General features: G+C 44.1%; 24 protein-coding genes and 1 tRNA gene. 15 read left to right on the forward strand and 10 right to left on the reverse strand.

The genetic code is table 11. The annotated features are described in order from the left end of the window. Positions 1-9 precede the first annotated feature (9 nt). The 3 genes from FEM33_RS05395 to rpmH form a co-directional block, all read right to left on the reverse strand. Complete coding sequence (locus FEM33_RS05395) at positions 10-1,662, reverse strand: S41 family peptidase (protein ID WP_139011071.1); 1,653 nt, start codon at positions 1,660-1,662, stop codon at positions 10-12. A gap of 6 nt (positions 1,663-1,668) precedes the next feature. Beyond that, positions 1,669-2,082, reverse strand: coding sequence for a ribonuclease P protein component (gene rnpA, locus FEM33_RS05400; protein WP_139011072.1), 414 nt, complete (start codon positions 2,080-2,082; stop codon positions 1,669-1,671). Between the two features lie 99 nt (positions 2,083-2,181). Continuing rightward, positions 2,182-2,340, reverse strand: coding sequence for a 50S ribosomal protein L34 (gene rpmH / locus FEM33_RS05405; protein ID WP_015813300.1), 159 nt, complete (start codon positions 2,338-2,340; stop codon positions 2,182-2,184). Positions 2,341-2,557: 217 nt separating this feature from the next. Here rpmH and FEM33_RS05410 point away from each other — a divergent pair, with 217 nt between their 5' ends. The 4 genes from FEM33_RS05410 (at position 2,558) to FEM33_RS05425 (ending at position 4,806) form a co-directional block, all read left to right on the forward strand. After that, the gene (locus tag FEM33_RS05410; RefSeq protein ID WP_139011073.1) at positions 2,558-2,872 is read left to right on the forward strand and encodes a hypothetical protein; all 315 of its coding nucleotides are present in this window, start codon (positions 2,558-2,560) and stop codon (positions 2,870-2,872) included. Next, positions 2,850-3,761 carry a hypothetical protein gene (locus FEM33_RS05415; protein ID WP_139011074.1) on the forward strand — a complete coding sequence of 304 codons (912 nt, stop codon included), beginning with the start codon at positions 2,850-2,852 and terminating at the stop codon, positions 3,759-3,761. The genes FEM33_RS05410 and FEM33_RS05415 overlap by 23 nt, the downstream gene beginning before the upstream one ends. A 129-nt stretch (positions 3,762-3,890) precedes the next feature. Next, a complete protein-coding gene (locus FEM33_RS05420) occupies positions 3,891-4,373 on the forward strand; it encodes a Panacea domain-containing protein (protein ID WP_139011075.1) in 483 nt (160 codons plus the stop codon). Then, a complete protein-coding gene (locus FEM33_RS05425) occupies positions 4,342-4,806 on the forward strand; it encodes a hypothetical protein (RefSeq protein WP_139011076.1) in 465 nt (154 codons plus the stop codon). The genes FEM33_RS05420 and FEM33_RS05425 overlap by 32 nt, the downstream gene beginning before the upstream one ends. Before the next feature lie 4 nt (positions 4,807-4,810). On the opposite strand, the gene FEM33_RS05430 is transcribed toward FEM33_RS05425, so the two are convergent. Beyond that, the gene (locus FEM33_RS05430; RefSeq protein ID WP_161597073.1) at positions 4,811-6,247 is read right to left on the reverse strand and encodes a PQQ-dependent sugar dehydrogenase; all 1,437 of its coding nucleotides are present in this window, start codon (positions 6,245-6,247) and stop codon (positions 4,811-4,813) included. Positions 6,248-6,445: 198 nt separating this feature from the next. Then, positions 6,446-6,518: transfer RNA gene (locus FEM33_RS05435), tRNA-Met, on the reverse strand. A gap of 257 nt (positions 6,519-6,775) precedes the next feature. On the opposite strand from FEM33_RS05435, the gene era reads away from it, so the two are divergent. From era to FEM33_RS05450, 3 genes are all read left to right on the forward strand, one after another. Next, entirely contained in the window at positions 6,776-7,699 is a 924-nt protein-coding gene (gene era, locus FEM33_RS05440; RefSeq protein WP_139011078.1) for a GTPase Era, read from the forward strand. Positions 7,700-7,767: 68 nt separating this feature from the next. Further along, positions 7,768-9,078, forward strand: a complete 1,311-nt coding sequence (der, locus tag FEM33_RS05445) for a ribosome biogenesis GTPase Der (RefSeq protein WP_139011079.1) — start codon at positions 7,768-7,770, stop codon at positions 9,076-9,078. A 315-nt stretch (positions 9,079-9,393) separates the two neighbouring features. Next, positions 9,394-9,792 (forward strand): hypothetical protein, encoded by a 399-nt coding sequence (locus FEM33_RS05450; RefSeq protein ID WP_139011080.1) that lies wholly within the window; start codon positions 9,394-9,396, stop codon positions 9,790-9,792. Between the two features lie 64 nt (positions 9,793-9,856). On the opposite strand, the gene FEM33_RS05455 is transcribed toward FEM33_RS05450, so the two are convergent. From FEM33_RS05455 to FEM33_RS05470, 4 genes are all read right to left on the reverse strand, one after another. Then, positions 9,857-10,693 carry a fumarylacetoacetate hydrolase family protein gene (locus FEM33_RS05455; RefSeq protein WP_139011081.1) on the reverse strand — a complete coding sequence of 279 codons (837 nt, stop codon included), beginning with the start codon at positions 10,691-10,693 and terminating at the stop codon, positions 9,857-9,859. Positions 10,694-10,896: 203 nt separating this feature from the next. Then, positions 10,897-13,761, reverse strand: a complete 2,865-nt coding sequence (uvrA, locus tag FEM33_RS05460; RefSeq protein WP_139011082.1) for an excinuclease ABC subunit UvrA — start codon at positions 13,759-13,761, stop codon at positions 10,897-10,899. 117 nt (positions 13,762-13,878) lie between these two features. Further along, on the reverse strand, positions 13,879-14,667 hold the full coding sequence (locus tag FEM33_RS05465) for a cysteine hydrolase family protein (RefSeq protein ID WP_139011083.1): 789 nt from the start codon (positions 14,665-14,667) through the stop codon (positions 13,879-13,881). A 30-nt stretch (positions 14,668-14,697) separates the two neighbouring features. After that, entirely contained in the window at positions 14,698-15,249 is a 552-nt protein-coding gene (locus tag FEM33_RS05470) for a hypothetical protein (protein WP_139011084.1), read from the reverse strand. A gap of 98 nt (positions 15,250-15,347) precedes the next feature. On the opposite strand from FEM33_RS05470, the gene FEM33_RS05475 reads away from it, so the two are divergent. The 4 genes from FEM33_RS05475 (at position 15,348) to FEM33_RS05490 (ending at position 19,799) form a co-directional block, all read left to right on the forward strand. Beyond that, entirely contained in the window at positions 15,348-16,640 is a 1,293-nt protein-coding gene (locus FEM33_RS05475; RefSeq protein ID WP_139011085.1) for a hypothetical protein, read from the forward strand. A 79-nt stretch (positions 16,641-16,719) separates the two neighbouring features. Continuing rightward, a complete protein-coding gene (locus FEM33_RS05480) occupies positions 16,720-17,697 on the forward strand; it encodes a glycosyltransferase family 2 protein (RefSeq protein WP_139011086.1) in 978 nt (325 codons plus the stop codon). 10 nt (positions 17,698-17,707) lie between these two features. Then, on the forward strand, positions 17,708-18,463 hold the full coding sequence (locus tag FEM33_RS05485) for a DUF5672 family protein (protein WP_139011087.1): 756 nt from the start codon (positions 17,708-17,710) through the stop codon (positions 18,461-18,463). Positions 18,464-18,554: 91 nt separating this feature from the next. After that, on the forward strand, positions 18,555-19,799 hold the full coding sequence (locus FEM33_RS05490) for an OmpA family protein (RefSeq protein WP_139011088.1): 1,245 nt from the start codon (positions 18,555-18,557) through the stop codon (positions 19,797-19,799). 88 nt (positions 19,800-19,887) lie between these two features. Here the strand turns inward: FEM33_RS05490 and tpiA are convergent, their stop codons facing one another. Next, positions 19,888-20,649 (reverse strand): triose-phosphate isomerase, encoded by a 762-nt coding sequence (tpiA, locus tag FEM33_RS05495; protein ID WP_139011089.1) that lies wholly within the window; start codon positions 20,647-20,649, stop codon positions 19,888-19,890. 297 nt (positions 20,650-20,946) lie between these two features. Here tpiA and FEM33_RS05500 point away from each other — a divergent pair, with 297 nt between their 5' ends. The 4 genes from FEM33_RS05500 to FEM33_RS05515 all read left to right on the forward strand — a co-directional run bounded on the left by FEM33_RS05500 (position 20,947) and on the right by FEM33_RS05515 (position 24,014). Beyond that, entirely contained in the window at positions 20,947-22,215 is a 1,269-nt protein-coding gene (locus tag FEM33_RS05500) for an aspartyl protease family protein (protein ID WP_139011090.1), read from the forward strand. A 35-nt stretch (positions 22,216-22,250) separates the two neighbouring features. After that, on the forward strand, positions 22,251-22,907 hold the full coding sequence (mnmC2, locus tag FEM33_RS05505) for a tRNA (5-methylaminomethyl-2-thiouridine)(34)-methyltransferase MnmC2 (protein ID WP_139011091.1): 657 nt from the start codon (positions 22,251-22,253) through the stop codon (positions 22,905-22,907). A 14-nt stretch (positions 22,908-22,921) separates the two neighbouring features. After that, positions 22,922-23,506 (forward strand): D-sedoheptulose 7-phosphate isomerase, encoded by a 585-nt coding sequence (gene lpcA / locus FEM33_RS05510; RefSeq protein WP_139011092.1) that lies wholly within the window; start codon positions 22,922-22,924, stop codon positions 23,504-23,506. 67 nt (positions 23,507-23,573) lie between these two features. Further along, complete coding sequence (locus tag FEM33_RS05515; protein WP_139011093.1) at positions 23,574-24,014, forward strand: NUDIX domain-containing protein; 441 nt, start codon at positions 23,574-23,576, stop codon at positions 24,012-24,014. The last annotated feature ends 16 nt before the right edge of the window (positions 24,015-24,030 follow it).

Raw genomic sequence — 24,030 nt, forward strand, 5'->3', positions numbered from 1 at the left:
GGGCCAAGACTATTTCTTTTTGAGAATTTGATTATAACGGGCCGGATCTTTGAACAATGCAAGCGCAGCTTTGACTTCCGGATCTTCATTGAAAGAAGCTTCCCGCATGCCTTTTTCCAGATAATAATGCTTGATGACCTCTTCTTCAAGCACTTTTTTGATCTCCGGCTTGAAAATCTGAAGATCGTTGTCTTTGCTGTGCGAAAGCTTGGACTTCAATGCTTTGAGCTGATCTTCAATAACTTCAAAAGACTTTTCTTTCTTTGCAGAAGCTTCAAGGTCATTCATATCGCGTTCTACCTGCGTAGTGTAATCGTATTCCTTGTCGCCCAGCCATTTTACAAAAGCCGTATAATCCGCATCGGACAAATGAAATTCCTTTGCCGGCTTGATCGTCGGATGTTCAAAATGATATTTTACTGCATAATCAAAGAAAAGGCGGTTGCGGCCCAAAGATGTGGCCAGCGGCGAATAGGTTTCTTTTTCGGTAAGGATATCCGGCAAAATACCGCCGCCGTCAAAAACAGACCGGCCGTTTGTTGTTTTGAACTCCGTCATCAACGAGTCGGCAATTTTCCCAACGCTGCCATCATCGTTCCGGTGGCTGTAATCAATAGCCTGAATACATCTTCCGCTTGGAATGTAATATTTGGCCGTTGTGATTTTCATTTTGGTATTGAAAGAAAGATCGCGCGTGGTCTGCACAAGCCCTTTTCCATACGTTCTTTGTCCGATCAGCACGCCGCGGTCATAATCCTGAATAACGCCTGAAACGATTTCCGCTGCAGAAGCGCTCCGGTTATTGGTGAGTACGACAACCGGAATTTCTGTGTCGAGAGCCGGATTGTAAGCCGTGTACGTTTTGTTCCATTCGCTCACTTTTCCTTTTGTAGAAACAATTTCCTGGCCTTTCGGAATGAATATATTTGAAATTTCAATAGCCATGTTCAGTAACCCGCCCGGATTATCGCGCAGGTCGAGTATAACATGTTTCATTCCTTTACCTTTCAGCTCTTGGAATGCATTACGGACTTCACGTGAAGCCGTTGCGGTAAAATCTTTCAGGTCAATATAACCGACATCTTCACTGATCATGCCGTAATAAGGAACGTTTGTAACTTTGACAATATCCCGATTCAGCGAAATTTCCAGCGGTTTTGGAATTCCATAACGCTTTACGGTCAGTGTAACGCCGGTCTGGGTCTGACCTTTCAGCAATTTTCCTGTATCAAAATCTTCTCTTGTCGAAAGATCAATGCCGTTGATTTTGGTAATTTCATCACCGAGCTGCAATCCGGCTTTCTGTGCGGGCGTATCTTCATAAACCATCATGACCGTATGCTTTTTATCGGAAGAACTGACGATTGCACCGATGCCGTTGTATTTTCCGGTTGTCATCGTCATGTAATCCTCAATATCATCTTCGGCGTAATAAACAGTATAAGGATCAAGCGAACGGAGCATATCGTCAATACTGGTTTTAATCAGCTGGTTTGGATTGATCTCGTCCACGTAATAGGCATTCAGTTCTTTGAACAGCGTAGCATAAATATCGAGATTACGCGCTATTTCAAATAAACGGTCATCCTGCCGGAAAGAAACAAAAGCCAGGCCTGCAACTACAGGAATTGCCAGCCAGAAAGAGCGAAGATACTTTTTCATCTATGTTCAGGAATTGGATTGATTTTTCTGAATGGCGGGAGGCAACTTTTCAAGTCGTTTGAGCATTTGCTTCATAGCCGTTTCAATAACGTCGTAAGAAGTTATTTCTTTTGCAAGATACAAAAAAGCAATGTAGGAAGGTCTTGATTCCGTGGGGAATGTAAGCAGTGATTCTTTGTTGAGCCGGTAAGATTCCTTGCAGCGGCGGCGGATCAGGTTACGGTCAACGGCTTTTTTAAACTGTTTTTTGGAAACAGAAAATAAAACCTGAGGAAGAGGAGGGGCCTGCGGATCATAAATATACAGTACCCTAAAAGGAAAAAGGTAGAACGTATGGACCTCCGAACTACCTCTCTTAAAAAGCCGCCCGATTACACGGTGGCTGCATAAGCGTTCATTTTTACCAAATGTTTGTTTCAAGTTCCTGTAGAAGAAAAAAGTGTCTGCCAAGTTTTAGAATACCGAACCTGGCAGACATATGAAAGACTGACGTCCTCTACTCAACTTTCAAGCCTTTGATTATTGCTTATGACGTTTTTCGTCTGATACCGTTAGTTTCCAACGGCCTTTCTTGCGACGGCCGGCAACTACTTTACGCCCGTTTGCAGTGGACATTCTTTCACGGAATCCGTGCTTGTTTCTCCTCTTGCGATTCGATGGTTGAAAGGTACGTTTCATCTCATTATCAAATTATTGCGCTATAAATCTCTGTCTACCCGTAATTTGGGCTTGCAAAGGTAGGGAAAAAATTTAAAATATGACAAAATTTAAATTCCATTTTAAAAATACATTTTAAACCAAAATGGAAAAGGAGTAATATTCATAAGCGGCCTTTTTCCTATCTTAGTAATAATTTGCAGCTGTTCTGAATCACAAAGCAGAAATAATTAACCTTATGGCAGGAAAAAAATCCGTATTACTTGCAGCCGAACCAACGCGCAACTTTACACTGACGCTTGAACCGGTGAGCGGCGGCATAACGTTGTTCTATGCTTTCATTAACGGCGTCAAAGTAATCCAGGCTGACGGAACGGACAAAAGAACCTGGGCCGGCCAGATTCCGGATGCGCAGGTCAGAATTAAAGTCAGGGTAATCGGTATTGACAATGCATCTTTTACAATCGGCCTTGATCTGCCGGGAACGGCAGACGATCAAAGTCTTACGCTGAAATTACAGGGAGGTTATTATGAAACAGAAATTCTTCTTTAGTCTTGTTTTCCTGTTCCCGCTTATAAGTTTTGCACAGGAAGCAAAATTCAGGTTACTACCGTATATTAACGGAACGACATCAATCAAAAATGGCTTAATTGAGGCCGGGCCGGAGCTGAACTGGCAGAAGCCGGAAAAAGGGAAAACCTTTATGCTGAGGCCATCCATCCGGCTTCCGCTGACGGATGAGGCACAAAATCTTCTTCAGATTGACCGGTTTACTTCGGAATGGAGGGCGATTATGGCCGTTCAGTTTACAAAAGACAACACGCAGGAATCGGGCAGTATTTCCAGGCATTCTTTCGGAGGGCAAATAGAATACGGGTACACCGGCTTTAAATACTATCCGTTGGGAAATACGGAAAGTCAGCAGAAATCAGGCAAAACATCTTACGATCTGGAACTGAAATATGTCGGCTTTTTCTCAGCGGGTTCTTCGGGCGCCGCGCAGCTTTCACCGCAGTTCCGGCTACGTTACGCGCATGACTGGACGGCTGCCGGCGAAACGGGCGTTGTAAATCCGGCAAACAGCAATGGCGTTGTTACCGTTTCGGATATGATCATTGATCCGCCCGGCGTTGCTTCGCTGTTTTCTCCGGCGTTTTCCCTGCAGATTTATCCGGGAAAAGGCAGCTTCAGTTATTCACCGGCCGTATATTATGATTTTACGGGAAAGAATGATTCCGATAATCCTTTTGGTAACCTCAACCGGCTGAGGCTTGAAAGCTGGGTTTTCTTTTATCCCTTGCTTTCGGATAATTCCAACGTAAAGATTGGTGTTACGCCATTTCTGAGCGTACGGACCAAAGGAGCAGATCAATTTAACAGCGTGGAATACGGCGGAATGGTTACAATCAAGTTTGGTACAACTTTTCTTCAGTTTTTATAATTTTACTTATATGCAAACAAACGGGCCGGTCAGACAGGGTGTAAACTTTTTGGTTGTACAATTGTTTAGTTTCTGTTGATACTGTGTACATTGCATGTAATAAAATATTTTTTGATTTAAGATTCAGTTATGTATTCATCCGTACTCATTGCCGGACAGTTTGTGAATTTGGGTATAAAGGAAAATAATCCTGTAACGCAGATGAAGTTACAGAAAATGGTGTTTTTTGCCCATGGTCTTCATCTGGCCATTAATAACGGGAATCCGCTGATCAGAGAAAAATTCCTGGCATGGAAGTTCGGCCCGGTTGTTCCGACCATTTATCAGTTATACAAACAATGGGGCAATGCTCCGATTATCGAAAAAACTTCCATTCTGGTCAATTCGAAGCCGCTTGAATATTTTTCCGAACTTTCTGAATCAGCAATTGAAGCCATTGACAATACCTGGGAAATTACAAAAGACGTTGATGCCATAACCCTTTCAAACTGGTCGCATTCGCCCGATTCACCCTGGGCGATTACTTACAGGAATATTGGCGAGAACGGCGTAATTGATGACAACTTGATTAAAAACTACTTTGAGCAGCAAATCCGATCAACCGCAGGCTAATACTTCAAATCCAATTGACAGAAATACCCTCAGAAACTGGGTAACTTCCGCATCGCCTGAATCCACTGAGCAGGATATCAGTGAAAAAACCTTCCTTACTTTACTCCAGCAAGTAAGTCTTGAAGGACTTTCTCAAAACATCCGGGAAAGAAAAAAGTACGCAGAATACATCTTCTGGATGGTTTCAATCTGGCTGATTACCGTTGTCATTATCGTCTGGCTGAACGGCCTTGGAGAAATTTACTGCTATAATTTTCTGGATCCGCTGCTGCGTACAGGCGTCAAATACATTCATTTCAAATTCAGCTTGTCCGATACCGTCATTATTACCTTGATAACGACGGCGACGGTTAACATAACAACATTTTTTCTGGTTGTGACCAAATACCTTTTCCCGAATACGCCGGAAAAGGATTCCGCTTCTGTAACTTGACAGTTTAAGGAACGTACGTAAATTCGATAATCGCACCCTGATCCGAAATGTCCTTGGGTTTTTCCTGCGTAGGCCCGGATGTAACTTCAGAGTTGTCCGTAACCAGATAAATCCTTTTGCCGTCTTTTGAAACAGCTACGTCACGGTAACGGACTGGCGCTTTGAAGTATTCCTTTTCATTCGTAACCTTGTCGCCGGCTGCATTCAGTTTCAGGCGGATCAGTTTGCCTTGTTTGAGGGAAGTAATCAGCAGCGAATTTTTCCATTCTGGAATGAGATTCGAAGTATAAGCAGCAATTCCGGAAGGTGCAATGGATTGCCATTCTGCCTTTTTTTCACCGCCTGAACGGCTTGCTTTCAGTACTTCTTTCAATTTGCTGTTTTCCGTTGCATTAAAGCTTTTTACAGGATCTTCATAGTTTTTCAGCTTTTTGGCATTCAGCTGTTCATTTTCGATCAGCGGATAAGCCGTGTTCCAGATTCCCGGCAGGCTGTCCTTTTCGGTAACGCCGGCTGCAAGTCCGTTGTAATTTCCATCCGCATAGCCGATAACCAAAGGATGGCCGTAATTCCTGCCTTTTTTAATAATATTGATTTCATCGTCCGAAAAAGGTCCGTGCTCGGAGGAATAAAGGATTTCTTTTCCACTGATCGTCATGGTAGCAAGCCCCTGCGGGTTTCGGTGCCCGAGACTCCACACGGCATTGCGCAAACCTGAATTAAAAGGATTGTCTTTCGGAATCCACTGGTCTGCCGTTTGTCCGTTTTGATCCGGCTCTGTATTAAACCGCAGGATTTTGCCTTCATAATACCGCAAATCCTGCGCATGGTTTGCTCTTCCCGCATTGGTAAACTGTCCAGCGCCCAAGTCACCGATGGAATAAAATAAATATTCTTTTCCATCCACGGCAGAAATGACAAGTCTGCCGCCGTTATGATCATTGCTGCCGGAAATGGAATCGCAGATCGTTAAAGCATCATGCAGCTTGTTGCTGTCTTTTTCGTAAGTATAACGAACGATTTTGGTTTTAAAGTGAAATCCTCCGTCTTTGGGATCATGCCCGTCACCTGCACTTTCCTTGCCCTCAAAATCATATACATAAGCCAGATAAACATAAGGTTTTCCACTCAGCAATGCAGGGTGCAGCGCCATGCCCATCAGTCCGCCCTGCGGCCAGGGTTTTTTGCCGTCTTTGGAATCGTTCAGCGTGTCGTATCTGGGAAAGGTTTTTGCGGAATTAAGGTCGAGCAGCACATCCGTTTTTCCATCGGCCGGATTTACTTTCAGCACGCGATACCCTTTGGCTTCATTGATCCACAATTGATCGTCAGGGCCGTAAATAATATTCCACGGATCGCTCAGGCCTTTGACAATAACTTTTCTCTCAAATTGCTTGTCCGTATCTTGTCCGGAAGCAGTGAACAGAGTGTATAAAAACAATACAAAGCAAATGGTAACAAAACGCAGACTGCAAATCGGGAACAGCATATTTCTGAATGATAAATCTTCTTGAAAGCAAATGAATTTTCGAAGGAAATTATTTAATCAAAATCATGCCTGAACAGGACAGCGGCTTTTGCAGAAAAAATTACCGTAAAAGAAAAAAGGCCACTAATCTGAATTAGTGACCTTTTGTAGTAGCGGGAGCTGGACTCGAACCAGCGACCTTTGGGTTATGAGCCCAACGAGCTACCAACTGCTCCATCCCGCGGCGTTGAATTGGAGTGCAAATATAGGAAAACTATTTTAATACAATAACTTTTTGCAAAAGATTTTAACAAAAAATTTCTGCCGGATATTTTCGGAAGTGCCCGCAAATTGCAATTTGATGAACGGAAAGCCGTAGATTTGCATAATTATCAGGAAGATACAATTTTTGAAAAAGCTGGATTAAAAAGGTTTGCCGCTCAGGATCAAGCGGAAAATAATTTTCAGCCACTCATTTCCTGAACAGAAAAAAGCAACTTTATGGAAGAAAAACAGGAAACAAATATTCCCCTTCGGAGTCATCGTGCAGGATTTGTCAGCATCATAGGCAAGCCGAACGTTGGAAAATCCACCTTGATGAATGTTCTGGTGGGCGAAAGGATGTCGATCATTACGGCCAAGGCACAGACTACAAGACACAGGATCATGGGAATCCTGAACGGAAAACACGAAGGGATTCCTTTTCAGCTTGTGTACTCGGATACGCCCGGTGTCATAAAGCCTTCGTACAAGCTCCACGATTCGATGATGACCTTCGTAAAAGGTTCGCTGGAAGACGCCGACGTAGTTTTGTTTGTCGCTGAAATAGGAGAGAAGGCCGCTGATCATGAAGTGTTGCCGTTATTGCAGCGTGCGGATGCGCCGGTCATTCTGGTTTTAAACAAAATAGACCTTTCCAATGATGAACAGGTAAAAGCAAAGATAGAAGAGTGGGACAAGCAAATCCAGCCTGCTGCAATTGTGCCTATTTCTGCTTTGCACAATGCCAATATTGCTACTTTGTTTGATGCCGTTATTACGCGTTTGCCGTTTCATCCGCCCTATTTTGATGAAGATGAACTAACCGACAAGCCTGAGCGTTTCTTTGCTTCTGAAATGATCCGGGAAAAGATCTTTCTCAATTACCGCCAGGAAATTCCATACAGTTCCGAAGTTGTAATCACAGAATTCAAGGAAAGGGATGACATTATTGTGATCCGCGCCGAAATTCTTGTGGAAAGAAAAAGCCAGAAAGGGATCATTATCGGAGAAAAAGGGGAAATGCTGAAAAAAATCGGAATTCAGGCCAGACAGGATCTGGAAGAATTTTTTGGTAAAAAAGTGTTTCTTGAACAACATGTAAAAGTAGAACCGGACTGGAGAAGCAAGGAAAACAAGCTTCGTCAGTTTGGATATGAGGAATAATTAAATAATCAGAATGAAAAGCGGTAAAAAATCATCAAACCGTTTGGATCATATTATCAGGTAATAAAATGGCAAATATAATATCAATCGTTGGTCGTCCGAATGTGGGCAAATCCACATTATTCAATCGCCTTACGGAAAGCCGTAAAGCCATTATGGACAATCAGAGCGGCGTAACCCGCGACCGGCATTACGGTTATGGGGAATGGACAGACCAATATTTTACAGTAATTGACACCGGCGGCTACGTGGTAGGCTCGGAAGATATATTTGAAGGCGCAATCAGGGAACAGGTCGAGCTGGCGATTGAAGAATCAACGGTCGTTTTGTTTATGGTGGACACCATGACAGGGCTTACGGACCTGGACAAAGACTTTGCAAATGTGCTCAGGCGCTACAACAAGCCGGTTTATCTGGTTGCCAACAAGGCGGAAACGACCGAACGTTATCAATCGGCGGCGGAATTTTACGAACTGGGAATCGGCGATCAGATTTATGCTGTTTCGGCGCAAACCGGCTTTGGAACAGGCGAATTGCTGGATGAGGTCATCAAGCATTTTGAAACGGCCGGCGTTGAAAATCCTGAAGAAGGAATTCCGCGCATTGCGATCATGGGCCGTCCGAACGTTGGAAAATCGTCGTTCCTGAATGTTCTTACCGGAACGGACAGAAGCATCGTTACGGATATTGCGGGTACAACACGTGACGCCATCCATACGCATTACAATGCTTTCGGAATGGAATTTATCCTGACGGACACAGCGGGAATCCGCAGAAAATCGAGGGTAAAAGAAGACATTGAGTTTTACTCAACGCTGCGTTCTGTAAAAGCAATGGAAGAATCGGATGTTTGTATCATTCTGCTGGATGCAACTTTGGGGCTTGAAGGTCAAGACCTTAACATTATTGGTCAGGCGGATAAAGCTAAAAAGGGAATTGTAATCATGGTGAATAAATGGGATCTTATCGAAAAGGATTCCAAAACGGCCGACGCTTACAAGAAAGCATTGCTGGAAAGGCTGGCTCCGATGAACTACATGCCGATTATCTTTGCATCCGTTGTGGAAAAACAGCGTATTCATCAGGTGATGGAAAAGGCAATGGAGGTTTACAAAAACAAAACCAAAAAAATATCTACTTCGAAGCTGAATGAAGTCATGCAGGCGGAAATCGAGAAATATCCGCCGCCGGCAAACCGGGGAAAATATATCAATATCAAATATATGATACAGCTTCCTACGCCTTCGCCGACATTCGTGTTTTTCAGCAGCAACCCGAAGCATGTGAAAGAACCGTACTTGCGTTATCTGGAAAACCGAATGCGGGAAAACTTCGATTTCTCGGGTGTTCCGATTACCATTTTCTTCAGAGAGAAATAAACTAAAATAGTTAGTAAAACAAAAAAGCTGTCGGCCATTGCTGACGGCTTTTTTGTTTTATCCCTAAACCTTTACATTTCAGGAAGTAAAATAGACGTTTCATCTTTTTTGTCTGGCATGCTGCAACGTTTCCATTTAGTTTTACATCTGTTAAAAAAGAGGTACCTCGCCTTGTTTCTAAAAAATTTTCGAAAAAATTGTTAAAAACAAGGTACTATGTATTGCAAGATACCTATTTAAACATATATATTTGTACTGTCAATGAGTTACATCAAATTCTAACCGGAATTTTCTGAAACAATGAAACATACAGCCATGAAAACGATAAAAATATTTATACTTCTTGTTCTTTTCAGCTTTCAGGCTGGAGCCTCCGGTTACTCGCATAATATGTTTGTAGCGCACAAAAAACTGCAGTCCGGAAAAGAATGCAGCAGCCCGAATGAAAGAATCATTGCCAAAAAGGCAAAAGCGTCAAAATTTCATGCAAAGTTGCCGGCAGCAACCATAAAGCAGCAAACCATTGCATCTTCTTTCAGCAGCGTTTCAGATCAGATCACGCTCAATGACAGAATTCTGGAAGCCGGTCCTGCGTCATTTTTTATTGAAGAGGAAAAAGAAAATTATGACCAAACATTTGTATCCAGGCTTGTTGCTATGATACGCAGTACAATCTGCACTTTTGTCGGCTCATCAAAGCTTGCGAATTCGTAAACGCAATACTTCCATCATCAAAAGAAAAGCTGTAACGGAATGAACCGTTACAGCTTTTCTTTTATTATCCTACTATGTTTGTCAGCGTGCCGATCGGCTCAATGCTGATATGCACAATGTCGCCTTTGTGTAATGTAAAGTCATTCGGAGGAATAATTCCGGTTCCGGTCATCAGATAACAGCCGTGCGGAAAAGACATTTCGCGGTAGAGATATTGCAGCAATCCTTCCGGCTTTCTTTTCATTTGTGACAAAGTAACCTCGCCGTTAAAAACCTCTTCGCCTTCGCGGACAATCGACAAATCAATAACGGTATCGCCGGACAACGCATATTCCGGTACGTACAGGCAAGGCCCGAGGGCTGCACTGCCGGTATATGACTTGGCTTGCGGAAGGTACAACGGATTTTCGCCTTCAATGCTTCTGGAACTCATGTCGTTACCGATTGTATAACCCACAAGCGTACCGGATTCCGAAGCAAACAATGTAAGTTCCGGCTCCGGGACGTTCCACGAAGAATCCCGGCGTATGCGTACTGTTCCATGGTTGCCTACAACTCGCCAGGCTGCTGATTTGAAAAAAAGCTCAGGACGTTCGGCTTCATATACCTTGTCGTAAAAACTGGCGCCGCCGGCCATTTCCGATTCTTCCATCCGGGCAGTACGGCTTCTGAAATAAGTAACACCGGATGCCCATACTTCCTGCGAACCGATTGGCGCAAGAATTTCCGGCATGGGAATATCGTTTGTAAAAGTGAGCGGAATCAGACTTTCAATCTGTATTTCCAGCCAATCAAACAGGTTGTCTCTGTTAACCACCAAATCCCAGTCTTGTTCATGCAAACGGTAAAAAATGTCTTCTTTTTCAAGCAGAATGCCGTTTTCTGTTTTATATAACTTCATACATTGCGGATGGTTAGTTCAGATGGAATAAGTCCTGTACTTATTTTCTTTACTCTAAAAATGCGGTTGGCTGTAAGCTTTTAGCCATTGGCCGTTAGCCATTGGCTTTTAGCTATAAAACAATCAGGAAATCATATTTTGATAAATTCTCTTTACTAAATATCTATTTTCCTGACAGCTAGCAGCTAAAAGCTAACAGCTTTTCAAATCTTGTCTTTCAAAAACGCAGCCGTGTAATTATTTTCCAGTTTCAGCATTTCTTCCGGTGTTCCGGCAAAAGTAAGGTAACCGCCGCCATCGCCGCCTTCGGGTCCGAGATCCAGAATCCAGTCCGCATTTTTGATGATTTCCATGTTATGCTCGATAATAATGACGGTATCGCCCTGTTCCACAAGCGCATTAATTGCTTTCAGCAGCTTTTTGATATCGTGAAAATGAAGTCCGGTTGTCGGCTCATCGAAAATAAAGAGCATTTTGCCTTTATTGGAAGAACCTTTTCCCAGAAATGAAGCCAGTTTTACACGCTGCGCTTCTCCGCCCGACAACGTATTGGACGATTGTCCGAGCCTTACATAACCCAGCCCTACTTCCTGAAGCGGCATCAGTTTTTCCGCCAGTTTGGGTTCTTTTGCCTGAAAAAATTCAATGGCATCGTCCACAGTCATATCCAGAATTTCGGCAACGTCTTTTTCCTGGTACCGGATTTCCTGAATTTCCTGCTTGAACCTTTTTCCGTTGCAGCCTTCGCAAGTAAGATAAATGTCAGCCATAAACTGCATTTCAATTTTCACCTGTCCTTCGCCCTGGCATATTTCGCACCGGCCGCCATCCACATTGAAAGAAAAATGGGACGGTTTGTAACCTCTGGCTTTTGCAAGCGGAAGATCCGCCATCATCTGACGGATATAGTCATATGCTTTGATGTAAGTAACGGGATTGGAACGGGACGATTTGCCGATCGGATTCTGGTCAATCATTTCAACGGCTTCAATGCGGTCAAGATCGCCGGAAAGATCATCAAACCGACCGACTTCCTCGCTGAATTCACCTTTCAGGCGCATCAAGGCCGGGTAAAGGATTTTCCGGATCAGTGTCGATTTTCCCGAGCCGCTTACGCCGGTTACAACCGTCAGCGCATTAAGCGGGATTTTTACATTCAGTTCTTTAAGGTTATTTTCCCTTGCGCCTTTGATTTCAAGGAAATGCAATGATTTTCTTCTTATTGCCGGAACAGAAATCGTATCGTTTCCAAGCAGGAAATCGAGTGTATGCGATTTTACATCCGAATCATCGTTGTTGATGTAATCCGAATTTTTCAGCTCTGAAATATCTTCCCAGTTTCCCTGAAAAACAACATGGCCGCCGCCGGTTCCTGCTTCGGGGCCGATGTCGATAATCTGGTCTGCGGCATGCATGACTTCTTCTTCGTGCTCCACAACTATGACGGTATTTCCCAGATCGCGTAAAGACTGAAGTACGCCGACCAGCCTTTGCGTATCCCGCGGATGAAGTCCGATACTGGGTTCATCCAGAATGTACATGGAGCCAACAAGCGCACTTCCAAGCGAAGTCGCCAGTTTGATCCGCTGAAACTCGCCGCCGGACAATGAATTCGTCAGTCGGTTTAAAGTTAAATAACCCAGTCCGACACGGATCATATAATCCAGCCGGTTTTCAATTTCGGTCAGGACGCGTCTGGCAACATCGCGGTCATGCTCACCAAGTTCCAGGTTTTTGAAGAATGTGGAAACATCCCGGATCGGCATCAGTACCAGATCCGTAATGGAAGCATTTCCGACTTTTACATAAGATGCATCCTTGCGAAGGCGTGATCCGCGGCAATCGGGGCAAGTTGTACGTCCGCGGAAACGCGAAAGCATCACGCGGTACTGGATTTTATACGTTTGGGATTCAAGCTCTGCTATAAAAGCATTGATACCCTGAAAATATTGATTTCCCGTCCAGAGCAATTCTTTCTGGGCAGGCGTAAGGTCTTTGTAAGGCCGATGAATCGGAAAATCAAACTTTACGCCGTTGCGGACAAGCGGCACAAGCCATTCGTTCATTTTTTCGGTACGCCACGGCGCGATGGCTCCTTCGTAAACGGAAAGGTTTTTATCAGGAAAAATAAGGTCCGGATCAATTCCCAGTACTTTTCCAAATCCTTCGCACCTTTTACAGGCACCGTAAGGGTTATTGAAGCTGAAAAGATTTACAGTCGGCTCTTCAAACGTGATTCCGTCCAGTTCGAACTTATCGGAAAAAGTCTTTGTAACACCATTGACAATCTGGACAATGCACAAACCTTCACCTTCAAAGAAAGCGGTTTGCACCGAATCGGAAAGGCGGTACTGCGTATCCTCGTCGTCGTGCTTTATACCGGCACGGTCAATTAGAATAAAGATGCGGTTTCCGGATTGCGAATATTGATCGGGATTTTCAAGAGTGTCTTCAATGGCGACAACTTCATCGTTGAGGATAATACGCGTATACCCTTTTGAAAGCAAAATGGTCAGTTCCTCACGCTGCGACCGTCCGTAGCGGATCAGAAGCGGCGCCAGTATCATGACGCGCGTACCTTCTTCCTGTTGCAGCAAATAATTTACAACGTCAGTAACCGAATCTTTTTTCACCAGTTCACCGGAAACAGGCGAGTAAGTCTGGCCGATACGTGCAAAAAGCAATTTCAGATAATCGTAAATTTCAGTAGAAGTCCCGACTGTCGAGCGCGGATTGCGGGTATTTACCTTCTGCTCAATGGCAATGGCCGGAGAAATGCCTTTTATATACTCCACTTCGGGTTTCTCCATTCTTCCCAGAAACTGGCGTGCATAGCTGCTCAGACTTTCCACATACATGCGCTGGCCTTCTGCAAACAGCGTGTCGAAAGCAAGCGAAGATTTGCCGGAACCGGAAAGGCCCGTAATCACCACCAGCTTGTTGCGCGGAATGGCTACATCAATATTTTTAAGATTATTAACGCGGGCACCTTTAATCAGAATGTACTGTCTCGGATCCAGATCATTGAACTGAGAAGCCTCAATCCGTGGTACAGGTAAATGCATCATAGGAGAAAATGAAATAAAATCCGGCACAAATTTGTCATTGTGCCGATCTTTATACTAACCAAAAGTTAAGTTATTTAGTTTGTCTATGTAAGAAGGGAACAGTGTAATGCGCAAATGTTACAGTTTTATATGATTTGCTTTTACAAAAGTCATTCCCATTTCTCCGGCTTTTTCAAAAATAGCATCGGCCAGATGACCCCAGTTGGTTACGTCCGACATGCAATCCGAAAGAATCTTTATTTTGGGAGCAAGTTCCGGTGCATATTTCATAAGCTGGCTAATGCTCGTTGCCACACAATGCGAACGTGCTTCGCCGGCGACGAGTATCCGATCAAAACCTGCCAGTTCGTTCAGCAAATTACGGTCAAGTTCTGTTTCCGGCGCATTTTCAACAGGAACCTGCGCGCGAAAAATACCGAAATGCTCTGTTAACGGATTGGTTCCTTTGGATATTGCCCTGTATTCTCTTCCGGTGCTGTGCGTCCAGGCCAGGATAGCGCTCATAATGGTGTCATCCAGTGCATTTCCGCGCGATCCGATGAGGCAATGTTCCGGCCAGATAAAATGTTTGAATTCGCCTTCGCTTTCAAGCGTTTCCAGGTATTTGACAACATACTCTTTGTGAAAGCGCGGAATCCATTTACCGTCTTTTACGGCCTGTGAAGTAATCAGCGTAAAAGGAGCGACCGTATTTCCGTTCCGGTCTTCCCAGAAAAGCGGATGCGCAATATCCAGCACCTTATGCGTGTCGAGCGTTACAAAAATGGCGTCTATGTTTTTTCCTTCCAGCGCAATCAGCTGCGCAATGCGCCTGACATCTTCTTCCGCTCCGGGCACGTATAAGGAACCTTTGGGATCACAAAAATCAAACTGCGCGTCAATAATCAGTAATGCGGTTTTTTCCATAGCGGGCGTTTCGTCAGTAAGTCGGCAGGATCATTCTTCCAGTTCCTGCGGCAGTTCCAGTTGTTTTGCGTACGTTTTTGAACAAAGGCTGAATACCATTTTAAGCATCCGGTTTGTATCTTTTATATAATCCACGCGGTAATCTTCATCCAGCCTGTTCAGACCGTTCAGGATGGTCTGGGCTTTTTTTGCAATATACAAAGCGCAGGTGTCTGCACGGGAAGAATACGTTCTGAGAATATCCGGATATTTTTCCAGGAATGTGTTCAGCAGGAACAGGTTAAGTTCGATACCACCGATTTTGTCCTTTGTAACTTTCACATGATAGGAAATATCGCCGCTCAGGTTCCGCAAATCCATCAAAATCCAGCCCGGCGTATTCTGGTTGAAATTGGACGTTCTTACAATGCGGCCCATAATTTCTTCGCGGCGCTCGGAAATGGTTGCACTGTCTTCAATAAGCTCGAAATGCAGCCTGTCCGTTAATGTTTTGTCCTTGGTAATTAGCCTTAGCAACAGTTTATCCTTTTCTTTGGCAGGCATCTGGATAATTGCCTTTTTAAGCTGATCGGGTAACGCCATTCAGAATCCTTTTGATAACTTTATTTAAATTCCCAAAACAGGGACCATAACTTTATGTGTCGTCAGAGGCGCAAAGTTTCTTGACAAAAATATCAGATATGAGTAAATATTTCTCAATCGGCTTAACGCTTGCCATTATTTTAGTTTTTGGATTTACGCTTTTCAATAATGTCCTGAATGCACCCACTTTTGACGATTACAACACAACGCTGGACTTTATCCGCCGGTTTTATTTTGAAAACAATACTTTCACCGGAAAAGTCTCAGAAATATTCAACCGTCATAACGAACACAGAATACTGATTTCAAAAGCTGCGGCCGCTGTTTATTACGGCCTTTTCCATTATATCAATTTTGCGCATCTGATCCTTTTTCAGAATCTGTTTCTATGCGGTTTTTTTGTTCTGATGCTGGCACTTGCAAAGCAGCAGAAGCAGCTGGTTTCCGAAACGGTGCTTATCATAACGACATTTCTGGCCAGTTTGTCTTTCTGGCAGGTTACGTTTTATTACTGGGGCGGCATTCAGCATTATACTGTTTTTTTCTTTTCATTTTTAAGCCTTTTTCTGCTGAACAAAACTTCGGAGCGGCCGGACGGCAATTTTCTTGCATCCGTATTTGCTGCGGTACTGGCCGTGCTGTCGTTCGGAAATGGCTTTATCGTGTTGTTTCTGGGTACTTTTTTGCTGTTTGCACAAAAGAAGCGGCTTTTGCTTTTTATATGGGGCACGCTTTCGCTTGTACTTTTGGTCATTACTTTTCTCCCGCGTCCGGAAATCGGCGCTACGGCTCATTCAGCGTTCAATTTCGGATGGATGGCACGGCTGCTGTTTACTTTTCTGGGCAGCTTTATTTATGTCAATCCGCCGGCAGGTGTGAACGTAAACATTATTTTGTGCATGGTTACAGGCCTTGCTGTTGCAGTTTGCTGGCTTTGGCTTTTCCTGAAAGGCTATGCTTTTAAAAACCCGCTGTTGTATTGCCTGCTTTCATTTCCGGTTCTGACGGGCATCATTATTTCCATTTCAAGGTTTGAAACCAAGGCGGCCGGAGGCATAGCGCCGCGTTACATGTTTTTCACAGCTTCAATCCCGCTTTTCCTGCTCCTTATTTTTTTGGATATGAAAATCATCAAAAAAAGTCATCTCAAATTAATTGCAGCGTCCGGCGTGCTGATTTGGGGAATCAGCTTTCACAATAATCTTGCGGCACTTAAAAACATGAACAAAGAGCAGATTGCAACCATTATGAAGTGGAAAACGAATCCCGCTACGCCGCTGATTTATTATCGTGAAGCCAAAACCTACTCGGATATTATGTCCTGGGCAGTGGCTCATCATGTCGTAAAACTGCCTGTTGCGGAAAATTACCCAATAGATAAATCATGGTAAAAATGTGTGTTCCGTGTTGCGCGGAGGTATGTTTCGCAGTTAACTTGCAGCATTTTAAATCAAATTCTATATACACATTATGATTTCAGTAGCCATGTGTACTTACAACGGGGCAAAGTATTTGTCTGAACAGTTGAGGAGCATTGCTGACCAGACACTCGCTGTCGATGAGCTGGTTGTATGCGACGACAGGTCGAAGGATGATTCTATCAATATTCTGAAAACTTTTGCCGCAACAAGCCCTTTTCCGGTTCATATTTATATAAACGAACAGAATATCGGCTCTACCAAAAACTTCGAAAAATGCCTGACATTGTGTAAAGGTGACGTTATTTTCCTTTGTGATCAGGACGATTTGTGGCGGGAAGACAAAGTGCAGAAACAAATTGATTACCTGAATGAACATCCGCAAACCGACGCTGTTTTTTCAGACGGACTTTTGATTGACGATAATTCAAAACCTACCGGAATCACAATCTGGCAGGAAATTGAATTCAATCAGCCGGGGCAAAACAAATGGAAAAGCGGAAAGCCGCATGAAATCCTTTTTAACGGGTTTGTCGTCACCGGCGCAACGCTTGCCATCCGGAAATCCTGTCTGGAAAGGCTCATTCCTTTTCCGACGCATGTTCCCGATCTGATTCATGATGCCTGGATCGCCGTTGTACTGAGCCTGGAAAACAAAATCGATTTCATTGCCGATACTTTGATCATGTACCGCATCCATTCCAGTCAGCAGGTCGGGTTCGGAAGCCGGCTCGAAAAAGTGCAGCTGAAAGACCGGCTGCTGCGAGACCGTGAGGAAAAGCTTGTTCCATTAAAAGAAAAGGCAAACAAGCTCAACGAACTTTACCTTTTGCTAAGGTCCATACCGTTCATTCCGAGAGAAAAACTGATCAAGCTGTATTTATCGCAAAAGCATTTCAACCGCCGGGCATCTCTTCCGAAAACACGTTACAAAAGACTTACGCCTATTCTCAATCAGCTTGTGAGAGGTTATTACAAATTCAGCAGTAAAGACTGGTGGCTGCCTGCCATTGGCGACTTGCTGGAATAGTTTTCAGGTTATGAACAGTTCACAAAGCGATCCGTCCGTTGCCGTTGTCATTCCGGTTTATCAATCCCGGTTATCCGAAGCTGAAAAGTTGTCTTTAAAGCAGTGTATGACCGTTTTGCAAGGTTATCCTGTAAAAGTTTTCAAGCCCCGGAGTTTAAACCTTGATCACCTGAAAGAACAATATCCTGCCATTGACCTGATCTCGCTGGATGACGCACATTTTACCGGCATTGACGCTTATAATAAATTGCTTGTTTCCATTGAATTTTACAGGTCGTTCCTGCCGTATGAATACATGCTGATTTATCAGCTGGACGCATTGGTGTTCCGTGACGAACTGATGCAATGGTGCCGGAAAAGGTATGATTACATCGGCGCGCCTTCTTTGCATCAGAGTGAATTTGATGCGCTTCCGGCAGGCTCAGCGAATGTATTTTCAGCTGCATTGTCCAGCCGCCGTTTCGTACTCAACGGAGGTCTTTCCCTGCGCAGGATTCCGTCATTTATCCGTTACCTGAAAATTTACAACCGTTTTTATCCGCCGTGGAAAGGCAATGAAGACATGCTTTTTTCACAGGAAGCTACGCGTCTCTTTCCCATGAAACTGTTTCTGAAACTTCCGTCCTGGCAGGAAGCCATGCATTTTTCTTTTGAAAAAAGTCCGGCCGCTACATTCGAGCTTACCAATCATGAACTTCCGTTTGCATGCCATGCGTGGGAACGTTATGATCCGCAATTCTGGGCAGCGCATATTCCTGCTAATTAGAGAGTTCGCTGCGTTTAACAATTTTTAACAAACTATCAGAGCCGTTCGGGCGTTTTTTCGGATATTTATTAAAGATTAAATTTTTACAGTCATGAATGTCAAGTCATTATTAGTATTCCTTCTTACTATATGGACTTCCGTCAATAGCAGCTTCGGACAAATTACCGATAACCCGAAAGTGGACGAGCAGTCTGCGCCATATGTAAAGATCAAGCGCGTGGAGCTTACAGGCCAGCATACGGTTATTTATCTGCAGTTTACGGAAAACAAATCTTCGTCTCCACTGATGCCGCAGCTGAAACTGTACGGATTGCCTGATATGAAAAGTCCGGATATGCAAAATATGGGTAAAAACCAGATCTGGCTGGATCCTGAAACGCGGTTGTACAAGCCCGGTGAAATTGATAAAAAGTACAAGCTGATCAAAGCGGAAAATATTCCGACTACAACGACAAAAGGCGTAGTGCCGGGAGAAAAAGTGGATTTTGTCGCGTATTTTGAAAAGCTGCCGCCGGGAATGGAAGTGTTTGACTTTTATGAAGGCCGTAGTTCGCAAGGATCGCAGACTTGGAACTTCTACGGAATTCACATTAAAAATCCTTTGAATAAAACGCCTAAAACGACAGCAAAAGCCGAAAAGCCTGTAAGAAAGCCGGTTGAACCGGCTCCTGCTGAAAAGGCACCGGTTGAAAAACCGGAACCGCTGAAAAAGGAAACAGAAACTGCGGTTACGGCTGCTGTTCTGAAAGGAACTGTTTACAATATAAAAACCAGACAGCCGGTTGCAGCACAGATTACTTATGTTGAAAAAGGGGATTCACTTCAGATCAAATCCTCATCGGGCAAGTTCCGGATTGGCATGGACCCTGCGGAAAAATATACTTTGCGCGTAACGGCAAAAGGATATTACGGTTCTTCCTTTGAAATTTCCCCGGCGGATTCGGTAAGCCGCAGTGCATTTGAGCAGGATCTTTATCTGACGCCGCTGGCTGTGGGAGAAACGATTACACTTCCGAATATTTACTTTGAGACTTCCAAGTTTACGCTTTTACCCGAATCGTCCAGTGAGCTGGATCAGCTTGTGCAGATGATGAAGGACAATCCGGAAATCCGCATCCGCGTGGAAGGCCATACGGACAATGTCGGTGACTTTGACAAAAATCTTGAACTTTCCAGAAAAAGGGCAGAAGCGGTTCAGGAATATCTTGTAAATAAAGGAATTGACAACAGCCGTATTGAAGCCAAAGGATATGGCGGAACCCGGCCGCTGACAAAAGGAAGCGACGAGGAACGCAGGAAAAACAGAAGGGTTGAATTTGTAATTACAAACATGTAATTCCTGATTTCAGCTTCTAACATAAAAGCTCAGGCCAAAAGGATAACCTTTAAGCCTGAGCTTTTTATTTAAAACAATGCAGCAGAAATTATCTTGCCTTGATAATGTTAGTGAATTCTCTTGATTTCAATGACGCACCGCCCACCAGTCCGCCGTCGATATCGGGAGAAGCAAACAGTTCGGGCGCACTTGCCGCCGTAACGCTTCCGCCGTAAAGAATAGAAATTTCCTGCGCGACTTCTTCGCCGTATTTTGATGCAATGTGCTGACGCAAAGCTGAATGCATTTCCTGAGCCTGCAATGCGGAAGCAGTAAGCCCGGTGCCGATTGCCCAGATCGGTTCATACGCAATAACAACGGAAAGCAGCTGCTCGGCTGATAAATGGAAAAGGCTTTCTGTGATCTGGTTTTTTACAAATCCGATGTAATCCTCATTCTGTCTTTGTTTGAGCGATTCGCCGCAGCAGAAAATCGGAGAAACGCCATTTTCCAGCGCCGTATTGACTTTTTCAGCCAGCAGTTCATTGGATTCATGAAAATACTGACGGCGCTCGCTATGTCCGATCAGCACATATTCCACACCAATGGATTTCAGCATCTGTGCAGAGATTTCTCCGGTAAATGCGCCCGAAACTTTGTCGGAGCAATTTTGTGCAGCCAGCGAAAAATTCGGCGAATTTTCTATATATTTTTTAATGACCGTCAGATAAATGGCAGGCGGGCAAAGTATAATTCTGACATCGCCCTGTACTTCATCCTGAGCCATCGTAATCAGTTCGGAAGTAAGTGCAACTGCCTCATCCAGAACCTTGTTCATTTTCCAGTTACCGGCAACAATTTTTTTACGCATGGGAAAATTTTTATTGTGAAAAAACGTCTATTTACGCAACAAAAGTACCATATTTTCATCATTTACATGATTATCCGTAAATGTTCTGGAAAATTGCAGAAAGTTTGTAAATAGGAAGATTTTTTTGTGTTTAATTAAGACAAATAATATTAATTTTACCTTAATAACCGATCAGGCAAAAATCGGCACTTAAGACAGCGGACGAAGAGAAAAGCAGCGGTAAGTTGCTTGTAACCAAAGGGTTTTTGATGTTAATACAGGATTTTCGTACTTAGAATTTAAAGAAAGGAGGCCACGATGAAAACGTCTAAGTGGTTTATAACAGCAATCATACTTTTTACTTTCAGCATATCATTTGCAGAATCAACAGATGTTCCCCCGGTTTCAGAGGAAAAGTATGGTTATTTTCTTGAAAAGAACCGCAAATCTGCCCGCATCCGCTTTGAACTGCATTCCAATCTGATCCTTTTGTATGCAAAGATCAACGACACCGATTCGCTCCGCTTTATTCTTGACACAGGAGTAAGTTCCATTATTATTACCGATCCTTCCGTTCTGAAGCCCGACAAACTCCGGCTTACCAGAAAAGTAAACCTGACCGGCGCGGGAGAAGGAAATGCCATTTCAGCACATGTGGCCATTGATAACCGGTTTTCAATGGGCAGGTTAAAAGCCAATCACCAGAATATAGTCGTGCTGGAAGATGATTTCCTGCGCCTTTCGGAGTACGTCGGTGTTCCGGTGCATGGTATTTTCGGCTATGAAATATTCAACAATTTTGTTGTCACGATTGATTTTTCCAAAAAAGAACTCATTCTCATGCGTCCGGAAAACTATCGTTACAAAACAAGCAAAGGCGACAAGCACAAGCTTATTATTGAAGATACCAAACCTTTTACCGATGCGGTAACGCTGTTTGCCGATGGCCGCGAACGCCCGATCCGCGTCCTGATCGATACCGGCGCAGGCCACGCATTGTTACTGAACAATTCGCCCAAAGAATCTTTCCGACTGCCGGAAAAAGTGATCAGGGCCCAGCTTGGACGCGGTCTGAACGGCGTGATCAACGGGAATCTGGGCCGGATAGACAAGCTGCGGCTCGGACGTTTTCAGCTGAACAACATTGTGGCTTCTTTTCCCGACAGCATTGCATTTGCTTCCAAACTGCATCCGGGCTTTGAACGGCAGGGAAATATCGGATGCGAGCTGCTGCGACGGTTTAAGGTCACCATGAATTATCAGGAACAGTACATGGTGCTCAAACCGGTAAAAAGCCGTTTGCGTGAGAAATTCGAGCATGATATGAGCGGTATGGAAATCCGGGCGGAAGGAAATGACCTGCATTCCTATATTGTCAATCACATTGTAAAGGATTCTCCGGCTTCGCATGCGGGGCTTATGGAAGGCGACCAGTTGCTTTTTATCAACAATCATCCGGCAGAAGAACTGAATGTAAGTGAAATATACAAACTGATGCAGCGCGGCGACGGCAAAAGCATCGATCTGCTCGTGAAGCGCAGAGGAGATATTTTCTTTACACAAATAATCCTGCGAAGAATGATTTAATTACTTTTAAGCCAAACTAAATACACGGCTTAATTTTGGAACGCCTTATTGTAACAGAAGACGGTTCACATTCTTTGTACAGCTTCCGGCACAACCAGCAGTATCATTCTTTACAGGGTGCGCTCAATGAATCGGAGCACATTTATATCAACCTTGGCCTGCGTCCTGTACTGGAAAATGCAGCCGGCCCGGTTTATGTTTTTGAAATGGGCTTTGGCACAGGATTGAATGCGTTGCTTGCATGGAAGCTGGCGGATCAGCTGCAAAAACCTGTTTTTTATACAACCGTAGAAGCTTTTCCCGTACTGCCGGAAGAAGCTCTCCTTTTGAATTACGAAGCGCTTACCGGACAGGCAGGATTTATGAAACTTCATGAATGCACTTGGTCCGAAGAAAACCGCCTTTCGGAAAATTTCTCATTTCGGAAGGAAAATATCCAGCTTCAGGATTATACTTCGGACGTGCTTTTTGACGTCATCTTTTACGATGCATTTGATCCCCGCGCGCAGCCTGAGCTATGGACTTCGGAAACATTCCTTAAAATTGCATCACATACAAAGCCGGAAGGCATTCTTGTAACGTATTCGTCCAAAGGCATCGTTAAAAGAGCACTGGCCGCAGCTGGCTTTACCGTACAAAGGCACAAAGGCCCGGGCCGGAAAACGCATGTGCTGAAAGCTATAAAAAATTAAAGACATCACAGAAAATGGATTATAAAAGCATTGTTAACCAGGAATTAAATGAAGCACAAAAGGTTCTTGAAAATTTTCTGAACGACCCGGAGCAGGTAGCAAAAATTGAAGCCGCAGCCAGGCTCATGGCCGATTCGATCATCAATAATGGGAAAATCATTTCATGCGGAAATGGCGGTTCTCACTGTGATGCCATGCATTTTGCTGAAGAACTGACCGGCCGTTACCGCGATAACCGCAAAGCTCTGCCCGCCATTTGCATTTCGGATGTAAGTCACCTCAGCTGCGTCAGCAATGACTATGGTTACGAATTCGTATTTTCAAGATACATTGAAGCATTGGGCCAGGCGGGTGATGTTTTGCTGGGATTGAGCACGAGTGGAAATTCGGCCAATATCATCCGCGCAGTGGAGGCTGCAAAGGCAAAAGGCATGAAAGTGGTTATCATGTCGGGCAAAGACGGCGGAAAACTGGCCGGCGCTGCGGATGTGGAAATCCGCGTTCCGCACTTTGGTTATGCCGACCGGATTCAGGAAATACATATTAAAGTGATTCACATTTTTATGCTGCTGATTGAAAAAATGGTTTTGCAGGATTAATTTTTGTTTACTGATTATTTAAAACCTGAAATTCCGGGAAAAGAGCAAACAACAGCAAACAGAAATTATGAACGTACGTCCTTCGGCTATCATTCTCAGTAATAATTCACTTCTTACCCTGCGTTACTGCTATGGCGACAAGCATGTGTATGCTTTGCCCGGCGGTAATCCGGATTCAGGAGAATGTCTTTCCGATGCGCTTGAACGTGAGCTGAATGAAGAACTTGGGATTGCTGCAAAAGTAAATACGATGGTTTTCAGCGGCGAAGTTTTATGGCCCGAACTGGGCCGGGAAACATTGCATATGGCCTTTGAAACCGAGATTACCGCCGGCGTACCCCAATTGAATCCGGAACAGACGACAGCGCTTGAAATCGTCTGGATTCCGCTGAATGAACTGGATGCAAAACTCATGTACCCGAACATAGGCACGCATATTGCTGCATTCTACCAGAAAAAAATAAGTCCGGGCCATATTGGAGTTATAGATCAGCCTTACATACAGTAATTCAGTTTTTCTATAT

The organism is Dyadobacter flavalbus (genome assembly GCF_006149045.1).
Taxonomy (GTDB): Bacteria; Bacteroidota; Bacteroidia; order Cytophagales; family Spirosomataceae; genus Dyadobacter; species Dyadobacter flavalbus.